A 14,468-nucleotide genomic window follows, 5' to 3' on the forward strand; every position below is an offset into this window, starting at 1 on the left:
TTTTTTTACCCCGAAGAATTCACGAAGATGAATTTTTCGATCTGAGAAAAGGAGCAAAGGACATGACATCCAGCTTCAAGGGACCCAAGGCTTCGCGTCGCCAGTTTCTGGCCGGTGCGGCTGCCATCGGGGCAGGGGCCGCCACTGGCGCCCGTGCTCAGACCCCCGATCCGCTGATCACCGAAGTACAGGAATGGGCCCAAGGCTTGGGCGAGGGCGTGGACGCCACCCCCTATGGCATGCCCATTCGGTTCGAAACCGATGTGGTGCGCCGTAACGTGCCGTGGCTGACCGCGGACCCGATCAGCTCGATCAACTTCACGCCCATCCACGCGCTGGACGGCACGATCACCCCGCAGGGCTGCGCGTTTGAACGCCACCACTCGGGCGCGATCGAGCTGTCCAAGGATGACTACCGCCTGATGATCAACGGTCTGGTCGACCGTCCGCTGGTCTTTACCTACGCGGATCTGGAACGCTTCCCCCGCGAGCAGCACGTGTACTTCTGCGAATGCGCGGCGAACACCGGCATGGAATGGGCGGGCGCGCAGTTGAATGGCGCGCAGTTCACCCACGGTATGATCCACAACATGGAATACACCGGCGTACCCCTGCGGACCCTGCTGAACGAGGCTGGCATCCAGACCGAGGGCAAGTGGGTCTATGTCGAGGGCGCGGATGCCTCGTCGAACGGCCGCTCGATCCCAATGGACAAGGCGCTGGACGACGTTCTGGTCGCTTTCAAAGCCAACGGCGAGGCACTGCGCAAAGAGCATGGCTATCCCGTGCGTTTGGTCGTTCCCGGTTGGGAAGGCAACATGTGGGTCAAGTGGCTGCGCCGCATTGAGGTCACCACCCAAGCCGTTGAAAGCCGTGAGGAAACCAGCAAATACACCGACACGCTGGCGGACGGCACCAGCCGCAAGTGGACTTGGGTCATGGACGCCAAGTCGGTCGTCACGAGCCCCAGCCCCCAGTCGCCAATCACCCACGGTCCCGGCCCTCTGGTCATCACCGGTCTGGCATGGTCCGGCCACGGCAAGATCAAGCGCGTGGACGTATCCACCGATGGTGGCAAGACATGGCAGCAGGCGCGTCTGGCGTCCGAGGCTGGCGACAAGGCGCTCTCCCGCTTCTATCTGGACATCAACTGGGACGGCAGCGAAATGCTGTTGCAATCCCGAGCGATGGACGAAACCGGTTACGTGCAGCCCACCAAAGCGCAGCTGCGCGAAGTGCGTGGCCTGAACTCGGTCTACCACAACAACTGCATCCAGACATGGCATGTGAAATCGAACGGGGAGGCAGAAAATGTCGAAGTCTCTTAAACTTTATGCAGGCTCGGCGGTCGGCACCGTTCTGATGCTGACTGTGGCGCTGAATTTCGCGGATCGCCTGATCCCCGAACACGCCGAAAGCTATGATCGCATGGCGGCCGATAGTGATCCCGATTTCGCGTTGATTGCCCGCGCTCAGGCTGCTGCAGCTTATGCGGACGCGCCCTTTGGCTTGGGCCGCCCCGCGCTGGAAGAAGAAATCGCCGCGTGGGATCTGGATGTCAGCCCGGATGGCACTGGCCTCCCGGTCGGCTCTGGCGATGTCTTCACTGGGGAAGAGGTGTTCATCGAGAACTGCGCGGTCTGCCACGGTGACTTTGCCGAAGGTCGGGGCAATTGGCCCAAACTGGCTGGCGGGGATGGTTCCCTAGCGGACGAAGACCCGCTCAAAACCGTTGGCAGCTACTGGCCTCACCTGTCGACCGCATGGGACTATGTGAACCGCTCCATGCCCTTTGGTAACGCACAGAGCCTGACCCCGGACGAGGTTTACGGCATCGTCGCGTACATCCTCTATTCCAACTATCTGGTCGAGGATGACTTCGTACTGTCGAACGAGAACTTCACCGAGATCGTGCTGCCCAATGCGGACGGCTTCATCATCGATGACCGCGAAGAGAGTGAATACGCGATCTGGCGCGCCGAGCCCTGCATGGAAAACTGCAAGGACACCGTCGAGATCACCAAGCGCGCCACTGTGCTGGACGTTACCCCCGACGAAGAGGTGACCGAAGAGGCACTCGCCGCCACCGAAGAAGAGCCTGTTCAGGTCGCTGCCGCTGATCCGGCCCCCGCGGAAGAGGCTCCGGCAGCCACGCCTGCGATGGCGATTGATCAGGCGCTGGCCGACAAGGGCGAGAAGGTCTTCAAAAAGTGCAAAGCCTGCCACAAGGTTGGTGATGGCGCCAAGAATGGCTCTGGCCCGCAGTTGAACGGCATCGTTGGCCGTTCGGTCGCTTCGGCGGACGGGTTCAAGTACTCGGGCGCGATGGTTGACTACGGCGGAGAATGGACGCCAGAGCGTCTGGCAGCCTTTATCGCGAAGCCCAAGGCAGAGATCAAAGGCACCAAGATGTCCTTTGCGGGTCTCAAGAAAGAGGACGACGTGGCGGCTGTCATTGAGTACCTCAAGACCTTTGGTCAGTGATCCATGACGCGGATTGCGACATATCTAAAGGCAGCGGCGGTCATCGCCGCTGCCTTTGTGCATCAAGCCCAAGCCGAAGAGATCGCAGCGCCCCTCGGGAACGCGGCCAATGGCGAGAAAGTGTTCCGCAAATGCGCCAGCTGCCATGTTGTTGGGGCAGGGGCCAAGAACAAGGTCGGCCCCCAGCTGAACGGCATCTTTGGCCGCACGGCAGGCACGATCGCAGATTTCCGCTATTCCGACGGTCTCGTGCGCGAGGGCAAGAACGGGCTGGTCTGGGATTACGAGCGCCTTGATGCTTATCTCGACAATCCCAAAGCGCTGGTCAGCGATACGCGCATGAACTTCCGCGGCCTGAAAGAGGAGCAGGACCGCCACGATGTTCTAGCCTATCTCCGCCAGTTCTCGGATAGCCCGCAGGATATTCCCGAAGCCCAACCAACGGCCCTGTCCAAAGAGGTAGAGCTCCCGCCCGAAGTGCTGGCTATCGTCGGGGACCCCGCTTACGGAGAATATCTCTCAAGTGAATGCAGCACATGCCACCAGAGAAATGGCAGTGACCAAGGCATCCCGTCGATCACGGGCTGGCCGACCGAAGATTTCGTTGTCGCCATGCATGCCTACAAGAAAAAGATCCGGCCCCATCCCGTCATGCAGATGATGGCAGGGCGGCTGTCGGACGAAGAGATCGCGGCCTTGGCTGCGTATTTCGCGGACCTCGGAGACTAAGAACACAACACCACTCGGGCCGCACATCTAGGGAGGAAGAACTATGAAACTGAACAGACGTTCGTTCATTGCTGCAGGCGCGGCAACCGCGACGCTTGGGGCGCCAGCACTGCGCGCCAATACCAAGCCGCGGGTTGTCGTGATCGGGGGCGGCGCAGGCGGGGCCACAGTCGCGCGATATGTCGCTAAAGACAGCAAGGGCGAGATCGACGTGACGCTGATCGAACCCACACGCCAGTATTACACCTGTTTCTTCTCGAACCTCTATTTGGGCGGCTTCCGCGAGATGGACAGCCTTGGGCATTCCTACGGCAATCTGGCCGCAGGCGGTGTGAACGTCGTCCATGATTGGGCTATCGGTATCGACCGTGACGCCAAGAGTGTTGCGCTGGCCGGTGGTGGCTCTGTCCCCTATGACCGTCTGGTCCTGAGCCCCGGCATTGATTTCGTAGATGGCGCGGTGCCGGGTTGGTCGACCATGGCCCAGAATGCGATGCCTCACGCCTACAAAGGTGGCAGCCAGACCGAACTGCTACGCGCGCAGATCAACGCGATGCCTGAAGGCGGGACATTCGTCATGGTTGCCCCGCCGAACCCCTACCGCTGCCCCCCTGGTCCCTATGAACGGGTCAGCATGGTCGCACACACGCTCAAGGCCAATAATCCCAAGGCCAAGATCATCATCGTCGATCCCAAAGAGAAATTCTCGAAACAGGCGCTGTTCGAAGAGGGTTGGGGCAAGCACTACACTGGCATGGTTGAACGCATCGGTCCCGATTTCGGCGGCGCGAATGTCGAGGTGAACCCCGACGAGATGACCGTGAACGTGGATGGCGAAGTGATCAAAGCGGACGTTTGCAACGTGATCCCCGCCATGAAAGCCGGCAAGATCTGCGAGATGGCAGGCGTGACCGACGGCAACTGGGCCCCCGTGAGCGGCCACACCATGCAGAGCAAGATCGACGAGAATATCCACGTCCTTGGTGATGCGTGCTCGCAGGGCGATATGCCCAAGTCGGGCTTCTCGGCGAACTCTCAGGCCAAGGTGGCGGCGATGGCTGTGCGCGGTGCGCTGACCGGCTCCAAGGTCTTCCCCGCCAAATTCTCGAACACCTGCTGGTCGCTCATCGACACCGACGATGGCGTCAAAGTGGGTGCGACTTACGAGGCGACGGACGAGAAAATTGCTAAAGTGGATGGGTTCATATCCCAAACGGGTGAAGATGCCGATCTTCGTAAAACCACCTACGAAGAGTCCGTTGGTTGGTATGCGGGCATCACAGCAGATATGTTTGGCTAACGCCGGAAAGACAAAGGGCGGCGCATGCGTGCACCGCCCCCAAAGGACCAAAAGACTTATGGACTACAACCAGTTTTTCGACGGCGCACTGTCCGATCTGCGAGAGCAGGGCAACTATCGCCACTTTGCCGATCTGGAACGCCGGACAGGTGATTTCCCCCATGCGACCCATCGTGATGCTGCGGGCAAAGAGCGCCCCGTCACGATCTGGTGCTCGAACGATTATCTGGGCATGGGGCAGCACCCCAAAGTCCTGACTGCCATGCATGACGCGCTGGACCGCTCCGGCGCGGGCGCGGGCGGCACGCGCAACATCTCTGGGACAACCCATGATCACGTGCTTCTGGAAGGTGAACTCGCTGATCTGCACGGCAAAGAGGCGGCGCTTCTGTTCACCAGCGGCTATGTCTCGAACTGGGCTGCCTTGGGTACTCTGGCTGCAAAAATTCCGAACTGTGTGATCCTGTCGGACGCGTTGAACCACGCCTCCATGATTGAAGGCATGCGCCATTCCCGCGCGCAGCGCGTGATCTGGAAGCACAATGATCTGAATGACTTGCGTGCGCACCTTGAGACACTGCCCAAAGATCAGCCCAAGATCATCGCCTTCGAGTCCGTCTACTCAATGGACGGCGACATCGCCCCGATCGCAGAGATTTGCGATCTGGCCGAAGAGTTTGGCGCGCTGACCTACTTGGACGAAGTACACGCTGTTGGCATGTACGGTCCGCGCGGTGGCGGCGTGGCCGAGCGCGATGGCGTGATGGACCGCGTTGATATTATTCAGGGCACCTTGGGCAAAGCCTTTGGCGTTGTGGGCGGCTACATCACCGGCTCGGCCCAGATGGTCGATTTCGTCCGCAGCTTTGCGAGCGGCTTTATTTTTACCACCGCTTTGCCGCCAGCGGTCGCGGCGGGGGCGGCGGCCTCGATCCGGCACCTAAAGGACAGTAGTGCGGAGCGGATGTTGCAGCGGGCCCGTGTGGCGGAACTGCGGGCCCAACTGGACCAGATCGGCATCCCGCACATCCCGAACCCCAGCCACATCATTCCGGTGATGGTTGGCGATCCGGTGAAGTGCAAGTTTATCTCGGACAAGCTGCTAAACGAGCATGGCGTCTACATCCAGCCGATCAACTACCCCACGGTTCCCAAAGGGACCGAGCGGCTGCGTATCACCCCAAGCCCCGTGCACAGCGCCGAGGATATGGAGCGTCTGGTCACCGCTCTCGAAGATCTATGGCACCAGTGCGAACTGGCCCGTCAGCCGATGGCAGCGCAGTAACGCGCTGTCCTAGACCGTCTCAATGCCCCGCATTGCCCCGAGCAGTGCGGGGATTTTTTCTTTGAACCGGAAAAAGCCGTGAGTGGCGTGGGGCCAAGCAGCACTGTCGTAGTCCTTGCGCACCCGTGCCAGCGTGATGCCCTTGCTGCGCAATGCCGTTTCGATCCGTGCTAGATCATCCGCGACAGGTCCGACAGGGGCATATGGCGTGACAATCTGCTGTGCGCCTAAACCTTTGGCCCAATCGGCCACGGCATCAGGCGACAGGAAGGTTTGCTCTGCCAGACGATCAGACCAGCGGTTCAGGGCGTCGTTGATTGCGGCAGTTGCGAACTCTTGGACATGGGGCGCGATGGCCAGCGGGCTTCGGTTGCTGACATCGGTCAGCACGCCCGTTCCTAGTACCTGCGGCGCTGACTTCAGTACATCCCCAAGGGCAAGGTCATCGGAATGCACCAGAAGGGCGGTCGGCAGATCTTTGGACACTGGCTGGGTCAGCGGGATTGGCATGCGTTCGGGGTCTGCAGGTGCCTCTGGGATGCGCGGTGCTTGCGCCAATCCGTGTATGCCGCCGAACCGTCCCTCTGTGTATTTGGAAATGTTCGATGACGCGGCCATGTAGGTCTTGCCCTTGGTTTGCAGTCCCGACACCCAGCGCCACGACAGAGTGTTCGACGCAGGGTCCCCATCCAGCAAATGCCGCATAAAGAAATCGGCCCCCAGCGACCACGGCAGCCCCAAGGTGAATACCCAGATCGAGGCGAACCACATCCGTGCGTGGTTGTGCAAATAGCCGGTCTGCGCCAACTCTTTGGCCCAGAAATCGAACGGTTCAATGCCTGTTTCCCCTTCGCAGGCGTCCTGCCACATCCGGCGCAGTCCACCCTCGGATTTCAGTCGGTCCAACTGACGCTGCAGGTCAGCGCGATAGGCGGTCCAGACGCCAGGCCGCATCTCGAGCCAGCCCTTCCAATAGGTGCGCCAGTAAACTTCTTGGACAAATTTTTCCGCTGACTTCAAGCTGTGGCGGGCCAGCACGGCCTCTAGAACTTCGGCTTCGGTGATCAGCCGATGCCTCAGATAGGGCGACAGTGTTGACACGCCCTCTGTGTGGCGGTCGGGACCAAGGTCGTAGTTCCGGCGCTTGGCATAAGTGCTGCCAGCTTTGGGTAAAAACGCGCTCAGGCGTTCTAGCGCTGCTGTGCGTGTTGGGGAAAAGTCGGTCATGGGCCTAGCCTCTTGGGGATGGGCATTGCTTAGAAAGTTATCCCGAAGGCTAGGGCGCAACAGGTTTTGATCAATATCTGAGCAAATGAGACGTTTAAAAAAGGGCACGCCCCTTGCAGGGGGTCTGGTGCGAGACTAAGACTCAGGGAGCTAATTTGAATTTTAGTGTCCGAAAGACAGCAGGCAGAGGCAGAGAATGCACGATCCTATTGATACTTACATGAACACCCTGGTCCCTATGGTGGTCGAGCAGACCAGCCGCGGGGAACGTGCATACGACATCTATTCGCGCCTTCTGAAGGAACGCATCATCTTCCTGTCGGGCCCCGTCCATGACGGTATGTCGAGCCTGATCGTCGCGCAGCTGCTGCATCTCGAGGCGGAAAACCCCTCGAAAGAGATCAGCATGTACATCAACAGCCCCGGCGGCGTTGTGACCTCGGGTCTGTCGATCTACGACACCATGCAGTACATCAAACCCAAGGTCTCGACCCTCGTGATCGGTCAGGCCGCGTCGATGGGCTCGCTCCTGCTGACTGCTGGCGAAAAGGGCATGCGTTTCTCGCTGCCGAACAGCCGCGTCATGGTGCACCAGCCCTCTGGTGGCTATCAGGGTCAGGCGACGGACATTATGATCCACGCTCGCGAGACCGAGAAACTGAAGCGTCGCCTCAACGAAATTTACGTAAAACACACCGGTAACGACTACGAAACAGTCGAAGCCGCGCTGGAGCGTGACAACTTCATGTCGGCCGAGGACGCCAAAGAATGGGGTCTGATCGACGAAATCGTGGAAAACCGCACAAAGCCTGAAGACGAGGCGTAACATAACAGTTTTGTGCCACAGATTACCGCGCTGTGGCACATTTGACATTGTGGCGGTGGGCGTGCTGCCCTAGCATTGCTCAAGACCAAGGGGTTTTGTCGGCATCGGCCGCACAGACCTACAATGCCGAGAAGGTGAGATATGTCGAACAATAGCAACGGCGACAGCAAAAATACCCTCTACTGTTCTTTCTGCGGAAAGAGCCAGCACGAGGTGCGCAAGCTGATCGCCGGCCCGACCGTGTTCATCTGCGATGAATGCGTCGAGCTGTGCATGGACATCATCCGCGAAGAAACGAAGGGCGGCGGGCTCAAGTCGCACGACGGCGTCCCGACCCCCAAAGAGATTTGCGAAGTTCTGGATGACTATGTGATCGGTCAAGCCCGCGCCAAGCGTGTTTTGTCGGTGGCTGTCCATAACCACTACAAGCGTCTGAACCACGCACAGGGTAGTTCCGAGATTGAACTGTCCAAATCCAACATCCTGCTTTTGGGTCCGACCGGTTGCGGTAAAACGCTGCTGGCCCAGACCTTGGCGCGTATTCTGGATGTGCCGTTTACCATGGCCGATGCGACCACACTGACCGAAGCCGGTTATGTGGGCGAGGATGTGGAAAACATCATCCTGAAGCTCTTGCAGGCATCGGAATACAACGTCGAGCGCGCGCAGCGCGGCATCGTGTATATCGACGAGGTCGACAAGATCACCCGCAAGTCGGAAAACCCCTCGATCACTCGTGACGTGTCGGGCGAGGGCGTTCAGCAGGCTCTGCTGAAACTGATGGAAGGCACCGTGGCTTCGGTTCCGCCTCAGGGTGGCCGCAAGCATCCCCAGCAGGAGTTCCTGCAGGTGGACACCACGAACATCCTGTTCATCTGCGGCGGCGCCTTTGCGGGTATCGACAAGATCATTGCGCAGCGCGGCAAAGGCAGCGCAATGGGCTTTGGTGCGGATGTGCGGGACGAAACCTCCAAAGGGGTCGGCGAATTGCTGGCTGAGCTCGAGCCTGAGGACCTGCTGAAGTTTGGCCTGATCCCCGAATTCGTTGGCCGTCTTCCGGTAATCGCTACGCTTGAGGATCTGGACGAGGACGCTCTGGTCACCATTCTGACCATGCCCAAGAACGCTCTGGTCAAGCAGTACCAGCGTCTGTTCGAACTGGAGGACACCAAGCTGACCTTCACCGACGACGCGCTGCTCGCGATTGCGCGCAAGGCGATTGCCCGCAAGACCGGCGCACGTGGTCTGCGCTCGATCATGGAAGACATCCTGCTGGATACCATGTTCGACCTGCCCGGCATGAGCGAAGTCGAAGAGGTTGTCGTCAACGAAGAGGCTGTGAACTCTTCGGATGCGAAGCCGCTGATGATCTACGCCGAAACCGCCAAGAAGGGCGGCGCCAGCGCGGGCTGAGGCCCGAGGCTAATTGACATTCCAATGCCTGCCCCGACGGGGCGGGCATTTTTCTTGTCCGGCCCAGTGTGGCCGCATTTCCCGAAAAGGTTGAAGACAGATGAAGCGCATCAAATCCGGCGGTGTGTTCGAGGAAAAGATCGGCTACTGCCGTGCAGTCGTTGCGGGCGGTTTCGTCCATGTGGCAGGCACCGTGGGGCAGGGCGATACGGTCGAAGAACAGTGCAAATCCGCACTCGAGGTCATTGGCGGCGCCCTTGAAAAAGCGGGCAGTTCTTTTGCGGATGTGGTGCGCGTGAACTACTACCTGCCGGACCGCGCGGAATTCGAAGCTTGCTGGCCGATCCTCGCGGAAACCTTTGGGGAAAACCCGCCTGCTGCGACCATGGTGGAATGCCGCCTGATCGACGACAAATACCGCATCGAAATCGAAGTTACCGCCCTCGCTCACGGCTAAGGGACTGGACCTTTCGAGGCCAATCGGCCATACGGAAGGTAATTAGATCGGAGGCACCTATGGGTATTCTGAACACGCTGCTGAAAGCTGTGACCTGGTGGAACGGCGCGACCTTGAACACCATGCTCTGGACCAACCGTCACGGGCAAAAAGTGGGCGAGGACGAGCAGGGCAACGTCTTTTACCAAACCGAAGGCGGCAAGCGCCGCTGGGTGATCTTTAACGGCGAAGCCGAAGCAAGCCGCGTCAGCCCCGACTGGCATGGTTGGCTGCACTACACCTATGATGAGCCGCCGACCGATCGTCCGCTGGCCCACAAAGAGTGGGAAAAGCCGCACCAGGAAAACCTGACCGGTACGCCGCTGGCCTACGCGCCCGCAGGGTCGATCCGTCGCCCTGAGCCCGCGCCTCGTCAGGACTACGAAGCCTGGCAGCCCGAGTAAGGCATCATCATGGCTGAGAACCGTACCGAAGTACTGGTCGGCGGCGCTGTTATGGCGCTCGCCATCGGGTTTGTGGTGTATGCAGGGCAGGTGGCTGGCCTGTCGCTAGGACAGTCTGCGACCTATCCGCTGACTGCGAGCTTCCGCTCGGCCGAGGGCATCACCCTCGGGACCGACGTGCGTTTGGCCGGTGTGAAAATCGGCACCGTCAGCGACATGGAGCTGAATCCGACCACGTTCCGCGCCGAGACCGAAATCCAGATCCAGAACGGGATCGAACTGCCCTATGACAGTGCGATTACCGTCGCGTCCGAGGGTTTGCTCGGGGGCAACTACATCGAGATTGTGCCTGGCGGCTCGCTCGATAACCTTGCTGCTGGGGACGAGATCGAGGATACGCAGAGCGCGATCAGCCTTGTATCGCTGATGATGAAGTTCGTGTCCGGGGGCTCCGAGTGATCCGGTACGCCGCAGCTTTGTTGATGGCCGTTTCGCTGCCTGCGGCAGCTCAAGAAGCGACAACGCGCGGCACCGGCGCGTTGTTGCGTGGCTTGGATAAAATCACCGGCGCCGTCACTGATCTGGAAATTGAAACCGGCGGATACGCGCGTCTAGGGCGCGTGACTATCGCGCTCGGTGAATGTCGCTACCCGCCGGATGATCCGGCTGGCGAAGGCTATGCATTTTTGTCGATTGCCGAACAGGACGGTGCCTCTGTTTTTCAGGGCTGGATGGTCGCGTCATCGCCAGCGCTGAACCCAGTGGACCACGCCCGCTATGACGTCTGGGTATTGCGTTGCACCACAGCAGACGGATCGTCTTCGAGCGGGACAGAGTAAATATCAGCAACATTTTCCAGCGCGTTCGACAGCCTTGCGTGATACTCGGCGCGAGGAATCTCTATCGCCCCAAGGCTGGCCAAATGCGGCGTCAGGAACTGCGTGTCAAACAGGGTAAAGCCCGCACGGCGCAGGTGGTCCACCAGCCACGCGAGCGCCAGTTTTGACGCGTCGGTCCGGCGCGAGAACATGCTCTCTCCGAAATAGGCAGTGCCAAGGGCAAGGCCATAGACCCCGCCAATCAGCTCTCCGTCTTCGGACCAGATTTCGAGAGAATGGCCATATCCGATCTCGTGAAGCTTGGTGTACAGAGCCAGGATCTCCGCGTTGATCCACGTCTCTGAACGTTCTGCACAGGCCTCCATCACGCCGCGATAATTTCCGTTGATGGATACCGAATATCCGCCACGTTTGATCCGCCGTGCAAGGCTGCGCGAGATGTGAAAACCGTCTAGGGGAATGATGCCACGCAGCTTGGGATCGACCCAAAATAGGTCGGGATCATCGCGGCCCTCCGACATGGGAAAGACACCTGCGGCATAGGCATTCAAGAGGAGTTCCGGCGTGATCGTCATAGAGAATAATCCTAATCCGCCCGCCGGAATGCGCAAGGGCAGGCGCGATGGCCTGCCCTTGGAAATTGTGTCTAGCGGCCTGAAAGATCAGCCGAAATTCGCGGCCAGCCACTTTTCCAACCAGTGGATGTCGTAGTCACCGGTGTGAATATCCTTTTCCGCGAGCAGCGCGTGGAACAGGGGCACGGTGGTGTCGACGCCATCCACAATCAACTCGCCCAAGGCGCGGTTCAGACGGGCCAAAGCCTCGGTCCGGTCGCGGCCATGCACGATCAGTTTGCCGATCAAGCTGTCGTAGTAGGGCGGAATCGAGTAGCCCTGATAGAGCGCGCTGTCCATCCGCACACCCAGACCTCCGGGGGCATGGTACTGGGTGATCTTGCCGGGGCAAGGCGCAAAGTTCGGCAGACGCTCTGCGTTAATGCGAACCTCGATGGCGTGACCGTTGATCTGCAACTCGTCCTGAGTGAACGACAGCTTCTGACCCGCCGCGACGCGAATCTGTTCGCGCACCAGATCGACGCCAAAGATGGCTTCGGTCACAGGGTGTTCCACCTGCAGACGTGTGTTCATCTCGATGAAGTAGAACTCACCGTTCTCGTACAGGAACTCGATGGTGCCTGCGCCGCGGTAGTTCATTGCGCCGATGGCGTCGGCACAGATTTTACCGATGCGCGCGCGCTCTTCTTCGGTGATGCAGGGGCCGGGGGCCTCTTCGAGTACTTTCTGGTGACGACGCTGCAGCGAGCAGTCGCGCTCGCCCAAGTGCACACCGTTGCCCTGACCATCGCCGAACACCTGAATTTCGATGTGGCGGGGCTTTTGCAGGTACTTCTCGATGTAGACTTCGTCGTTGCCGAACGCCGCTTTCGCCTCGGACCGCGCGGTGCGGAACGAATTCTCGATCTCTTGCTCGTTCAGAGCCACCTTCATACCGCGGCCACCGCCACCGGCGGTCGCCTTGATGATGACAGGGTAGCCCATGTCAGCGGCGACCTTCTTGGCGTCTTCCACGGTGGGAACGCCGCCAGCAGAGCCGGGCACCACGGGGATCCCCAGCTTTTCAGCCGTTTCCTTGGCGGTGATCTTGTCGCCCATCTGGCTGATGTGCTCGGCCGAGGGGCCGATAAAGGTGATGCCGTGATCCTCGACGATCTGCACGAAGTTCTGGTTTTCCGACAGGAAGCCATAGCCCGGATGGATCGCCTGCGCGCCGGTCACTTCACAGGCCGCGATGATCGCGGGGAAGGACAGGTAGCTGTCAGTGCTAGAATTGGGGCCGATGCAGACAGCCTCGTCCGCCATGCGCACATGCATGGCGTTGGCGTCTGCGGTCGAGTGGACCGCGACAGAGGCGATGCCCATCTCGCGGCAGGCGCGGATGACGCGCAGCGCGATTTCGCCCCGGTTCGCGATCAGAATTTTATCGAACATGGGTCAGCCTCACTCGATGATAACGAGCGGTGCGCCGTACTCTACTGCCGAGCCGTCTTCGACGAGGATACGCTTGACGGTGCCCGACTTGGGCGCGGGGATGTGGTTCATGGTCTTCATCGCTTCGATGATGACGATGGTGTCACCCTCTTTGACCTGTGCGCCGACAGAGATGAACGCCGGTGCGCCGGGCTCTGCCTGCAGGTAGATGGTGCCAACCATGGGCGAGGTCACAGCGCCGGGGTGGTCGGCGGGATTGTCGCTTGCGGGTGCTTCGGCAGCGGCGGGTGCAGGGGCAGCAGCAGGTGCCGGAGCGGCGGGGGCAGCAGCGTATTGGACAGGGGCAGGGGCCGCGACAGGGGCTGCGCGCGACACGCGCACATCAAGACTATCATCCTCGGCGTATTCACGCTTGACCTGCAGTTCGGTCAGATCGTTTTCGCGCAGCAGCTCTGCAAGAGCCTGAATGAAGGCGACATCTGCGTCGTGGTTTGTTTTGCTCATACCGTCCTCGATAGGTGGATATCCCGCACCGGAGTGGCCGGAAGCGGGTCACGAATTTGAACGGCTTATACGCGGTCTAAGAATGCGTGAAAAGCTTCGGATCACTGTTTCAGGGCCGGAAAAGACGGGTTTCGCCTATAACGCGAATAGATTATCTATAAAATGACCCTGGATGATAGATAAATTCAAAACCTATCGAGGCGGGGCAACTTTCCTGCCCGAAGGGCGCGTGTTCAGGGCGTCAGCATCCGTGTAAAGAGGGTGGTCAAATAGCTCTCGGCCTCGTCGAAAATCTCGTCGGTGTCTTCGCGCAGGATGGCGCGGACCTGCACGTCAAAGTCCGCGTAGTGCTGGGTCAGCGACCAGATCGAGAAGATCAGGTGGTATGGATCGATCTCGGCGATGCGGCCATCGGCACTCCACTTGCGGATGATCTTGACCTTTTCGTCGACCAGCTCTTTGAGCTCGCCTTCGATGGCGTGCATCATGCGCGGGGCGCCTTGAATGATCTCGTTCGCAAAGAGGCGGCTTTCGCGCGGGAAGTCGCGGCTCATCTGAAGTTTGCGCTTCATATAGGCCAAGATTTCTTCGATCGCGTCGCCGTCTTCCTTCATCTCACGCAGGGGATCGAGCCAGTTGTCCAGCAGCCCTTCGAGCACCTCGGTAAAGATCGCTTCTTTGCTTTTGAAGTAATAGAGCAGGTTGGGTTTCGACAGGCCTGCAGCCTTGGCGATTTGATCCAGAGTGCTGCCACGGAACCCGTATTGCGAGAACATGACCAAAGCGGCCTCGAGAATCGCTTCGGTGTTCTTGCGTTGGATGCGGGTCATGGGTTTGCGCTGCGTCATGTTGGGTAAGTAAGATGCGTGACAACAGCTTGTAAAGAACGGAAATGCCGCCCAACCGCCGTAAGGGCGACTGAATATTAGGCAAGTCGCCCCATGGCATATGG

At 59.6% G+C, this 14,468-nt stretch carries 16 protein-coding genes; 11 read left to right on the forward strand and 5 right to left on the reverse strand.

The features are described 5' to 3' along the window. The first annotated feature begins 62 nt into the window (after positions 1-62). Genes soxC through hemA form a run of 5 tightly spaced genes read left to right on the forward strand, consistent with a single transcriptional unit; the run spans position 63 to position 5,798 of the window. The gene (gene soxC / locus BM225_RS10640; RefSeq protein ID WP_072706657.1) at positions 63-1,328 is read left to right on the forward strand and encodes a sulfite dehydrogenase; all 1,266 of its coding nucleotides are present in this window, start codon (positions 63-65) and stop codon (positions 1,326-1,328) included. Further along, on the forward strand, positions 1,312-2,484 hold the full coding sequence (locus tag BM225_RS10645; protein WP_072706656.1) for a c-type cytochrome: 1,173 nt from the start codon (positions 1,312-1,314) through the stop codon (positions 2,482-2,484). The genes soxC and BM225_RS10645 overlap by 17 nt, the downstream gene beginning before the upstream one ends. Positions 2,485-2,487: 3 nt before the next feature. After that, positions 2,488-3,213 (forward strand): c-type cytochrome, encoded by a 726-nt coding sequence (locus tag BM225_RS10650; protein WP_072706655.1) that lies wholly within the window; start codon positions 2,488-2,490, stop codon positions 3,211-3,213. Between the two features lie 43 nt (positions 3,214-3,256). After that, positions 3,257-4,513: an NAD(P)/FAD-dependent oxidoreductase gene (locus tag BM225_RS10655; protein WP_072706654.1), complete on the forward strand. Its 1,257-nt coding sequence runs from the start codon at positions 3,257-3,259 to the stop codon at positions 4,511-4,513. A gap of 58 nt (positions 4,514-4,571) precedes the next feature. Then, complete coding sequence (hemA, locus tag BM225_RS10660; RefSeq protein WP_072706653.1) at positions 4,572-5,798, forward strand: 5-aminolevulinate synthase; 1,227 nt, start codon at positions 4,572-4,574, stop codon at positions 5,796-5,798. Between the two features lie 9 nt (positions 5,799-5,807). Here the strand turns inward: hemA and BM225_RS10665 are convergent, their stop codons facing one another. Further along, a complete protein-coding gene (locus BM225_RS10665; RefSeq protein WP_072706652.1) occupies positions 5,808-7,025 on the reverse strand; it encodes an FAD-binding domain-containing protein in 1,218 nt (405 codons plus the stop codon). A 196-nt stretch (positions 7,026-7,221) separates the two neighbouring features. Between BM225_RS10665 and BM225_RS10670 the strand changes: the two genes are divergently transcribed. The 6 genes from BM225_RS10670 (at position 7,222) to BM225_RS10695 (ending at position 11,003) form a co-directional block, all read left to right on the forward strand. Then, positions 7,222-7,851, forward strand: coding sequence for an ATP-dependent Clp protease proteolytic subunit (locus BM225_RS10670; RefSeq protein WP_072706651.1), 630 nt, complete (start codon positions 7,222-7,224; stop codon positions 7,849-7,851). A 141-nt stretch (positions 7,852-7,992) separates the two neighbouring features. Beyond that, entirely contained in the window at positions 7,993-9,264 is a 1,272-nt protein-coding gene (gene clpX / locus BM225_RS10675; protein ID WP_072706650.1) for an ATP-dependent Clp protease ATP-binding subunit ClpX, read from the forward strand. 100 nt (positions 9,265-9,364) lie between these two features. After that, positions 9,365-9,721, forward strand: a complete 357-nt coding sequence (locus BM225_RS10680; protein ID WP_092464355.1) for a RidA family protein — start codon at positions 9,365-9,367, stop codon at positions 9,719-9,721. A 59-nt stretch (positions 9,722-9,780) separates the two neighbouring features. Next, entirely contained in the window at positions 9,781-10,164 is a 384-nt protein-coding gene (locus BM225_RS10685; RefSeq protein ID WP_072706648.1) for an NADH:ubiquinone oxidoreductase subunit NDUFA12, read from the forward strand. Positions 10,165-10,173: 9 nt separating this feature from the next. Next, positions 10,174-10,623 (forward strand): outer membrane lipid asymmetry maintenance protein MlaD, encoded by a 450-nt coding sequence (gene mlaD / locus BM225_RS10690; protein ID WP_072706647.1) that lies wholly within the window; start codon positions 10,174-10,176, stop codon positions 10,621-10,623. Further along, positions 10,620-11,003: a DUF2155 domain-containing protein gene (locus BM225_RS10695; protein WP_245780457.1), complete on the forward strand. Its 384-nt coding sequence runs from the start codon at positions 10,620-10,622 to the stop codon at positions 11,001-11,003. The genes mlaD and BM225_RS10695 overlap by 4 nt, the downstream gene beginning before the upstream one ends. Here BM225_RS10695 and aat read toward each other — a convergent pair. From aat to BM225_RS10715, 4 genes are all read right to left on the reverse strand, one after another. Continuing rightward, complete coding sequence (gene aat, locus BM225_RS10700) at positions 10,940-11,578, reverse strand: leucyl/phenylalanyl-tRNA--protein transferase (RefSeq protein ID WP_072706646.1); 639 nt, start codon at positions 11,576-11,578, stop codon at positions 10,940-10,942. The genes BM225_RS10695 and aat overlap by 64 nt on opposite strands. A gap of 87 nt (positions 11,579-11,665) precedes the next feature. Continuing rightward, a complete protein-coding gene (gene accC, locus BM225_RS10705) occupies positions 11,666-13,012 on the reverse strand; it encodes an acetyl-CoA carboxylase biotin carboxylase subunit (RefSeq protein WP_072706645.1) in 1,347 nt (448 codons plus the stop codon). Between the two features lie 9 nt (positions 13,013-13,021). Continuing rightward, positions 13,022-13,516, reverse strand: a complete 495-nt coding sequence (gene accB / locus BM225_RS10710) for an acetyl-CoA carboxylase biotin carboxyl carrier protein (RefSeq protein WP_072706644.1) — start codon at positions 13,514-13,516, stop codon at positions 13,022-13,024. 233 nt (positions 13,517-13,749) lie between these two features. After that, on the reverse strand, positions 13,750-14,364 hold the full coding sequence (locus BM225_RS10715; protein WP_072706643.1) for a TetR family transcriptional regulator C-terminal domain-containing protein: 615 nt from the start codon (positions 14,362-14,364) through the stop codon (positions 13,750-13,752). Positions 14,365-14,468 lie beyond the last annotated feature (104 nt).

The sequence above is a fragment of the Donghicola eburneus genome (genome assembly GCF_900115865.1).
Classification (GTDB): domain Bacteria; phylum Pseudomonadota; class Alphaproteobacteria; order Rhodobacterales; family Rhodobacteraceae; genus Donghicola; species Donghicola eburneus.

What these genes read in the sequence shown, in the direction of transcription:
- aat (WP_072706646.1), bottom strand. Translation starts at nt 11,578, where the DNA reads ATGACGATCACGCCGGAACTCCTCTTGAATGCCTATGCCGCAGGTGTC.
- soxC (WP_072706657.1), top strand. Translation starts at nt 63, where the DNA reads ATGACATCCAGCTTCAAGGGACCCAAGGCTTCGCGTCGCCAGTTTCTG.
- BM225_RS10650 (WP_072706655.1), top strand. Translation starts at nt 2,488, where the DNA reads ATGACGCGGATTGCGACATATCTAAAGGCAGCGGCGGTCATCGCCGCT.
- BM225_RS10665 (WP_072706652.1), bottom strand. Translation starts at nt 7,025, where the DNA reads ATGACCGACTTTTCCCCAACACGCACAGCAGCGCTAGAACGCCTGAGC.
- hemA (WP_072706653.1), top strand. Translation starts at nt 4,572, where the DNA reads ATGGACTACAACCAGTTTTTCGACGGCGCACTGTCCGATCTGCGAGAG.
- BM225_RS10645 (WP_072706656.1), top strand. Translation starts at nt 1,312, where the DNA reads ATGTCGAAGTCTCTTAAACTTTATGCAGGCTCGGCGGTCGGCACCGTT.
- BM225_RS10715 (WP_072706643.1), bottom strand. Translation starts at nt 14,364, where the DNA reads ATGACGCAGCGCAAACCCATGACCCGCATCCAACGCAAGAACACCGAA.
- BM225_RS10680 (WP_092464355.1), top strand. Translation starts at nt 9,365, where the DNA reads ATGAAGCGCATCAAATCCGGCGGTGTGTTCGAGGAAAAGATCGGCTAC.
- accC (WP_072706645.1), bottom strand. Translation starts at nt 13,012, where the DNA reads ATGTTCGATAAAATTCTGATCGCGAACCGGGGCGAAATCGCGCTGCGC.
- BM225_RS10655 (WP_072706654.1), top strand. Translation starts at nt 3,257, where the DNA reads ATGAAACTGAACAGACGTTCGTTCATTGCTGCAGGCGCGGCAACCGCG.
- accB (WP_072706644.1), bottom strand. Translation starts at nt 13,516, where the DNA reads ATGAGCAAAACAAACCACGACGCAGATGTCGCCTTCATTCAGGCTCTT.
- mlaD (WP_072706647.1), top strand. Translation starts at nt 10,174, where the DNA reads ATGGCTGAGAACCGTACCGAAGTACTGGTCGGCGGCGCTGTTATGGCG.
- clpX (WP_072706650.1), top strand. Translation starts at nt 7,993, where the DNA reads ATGTCGAACAATAGCAACGGCGACAGCAAAAATACCCTCTACTGTTCT.
- BM225_RS10670 (WP_072706651.1), top strand. Translation starts at nt 7,222, where the DNA reads ATGCACGATCCTATTGATACTTACATGAACACCCTGGTCCCTATGGTG.
- BM225_RS10685 (WP_072706648.1), top strand. Translation starts at nt 9,781, where the DNA reads ATGGGTATTCTGAACACGCTGCTGAAAGCTGTGACCTGGTGGAACGGC.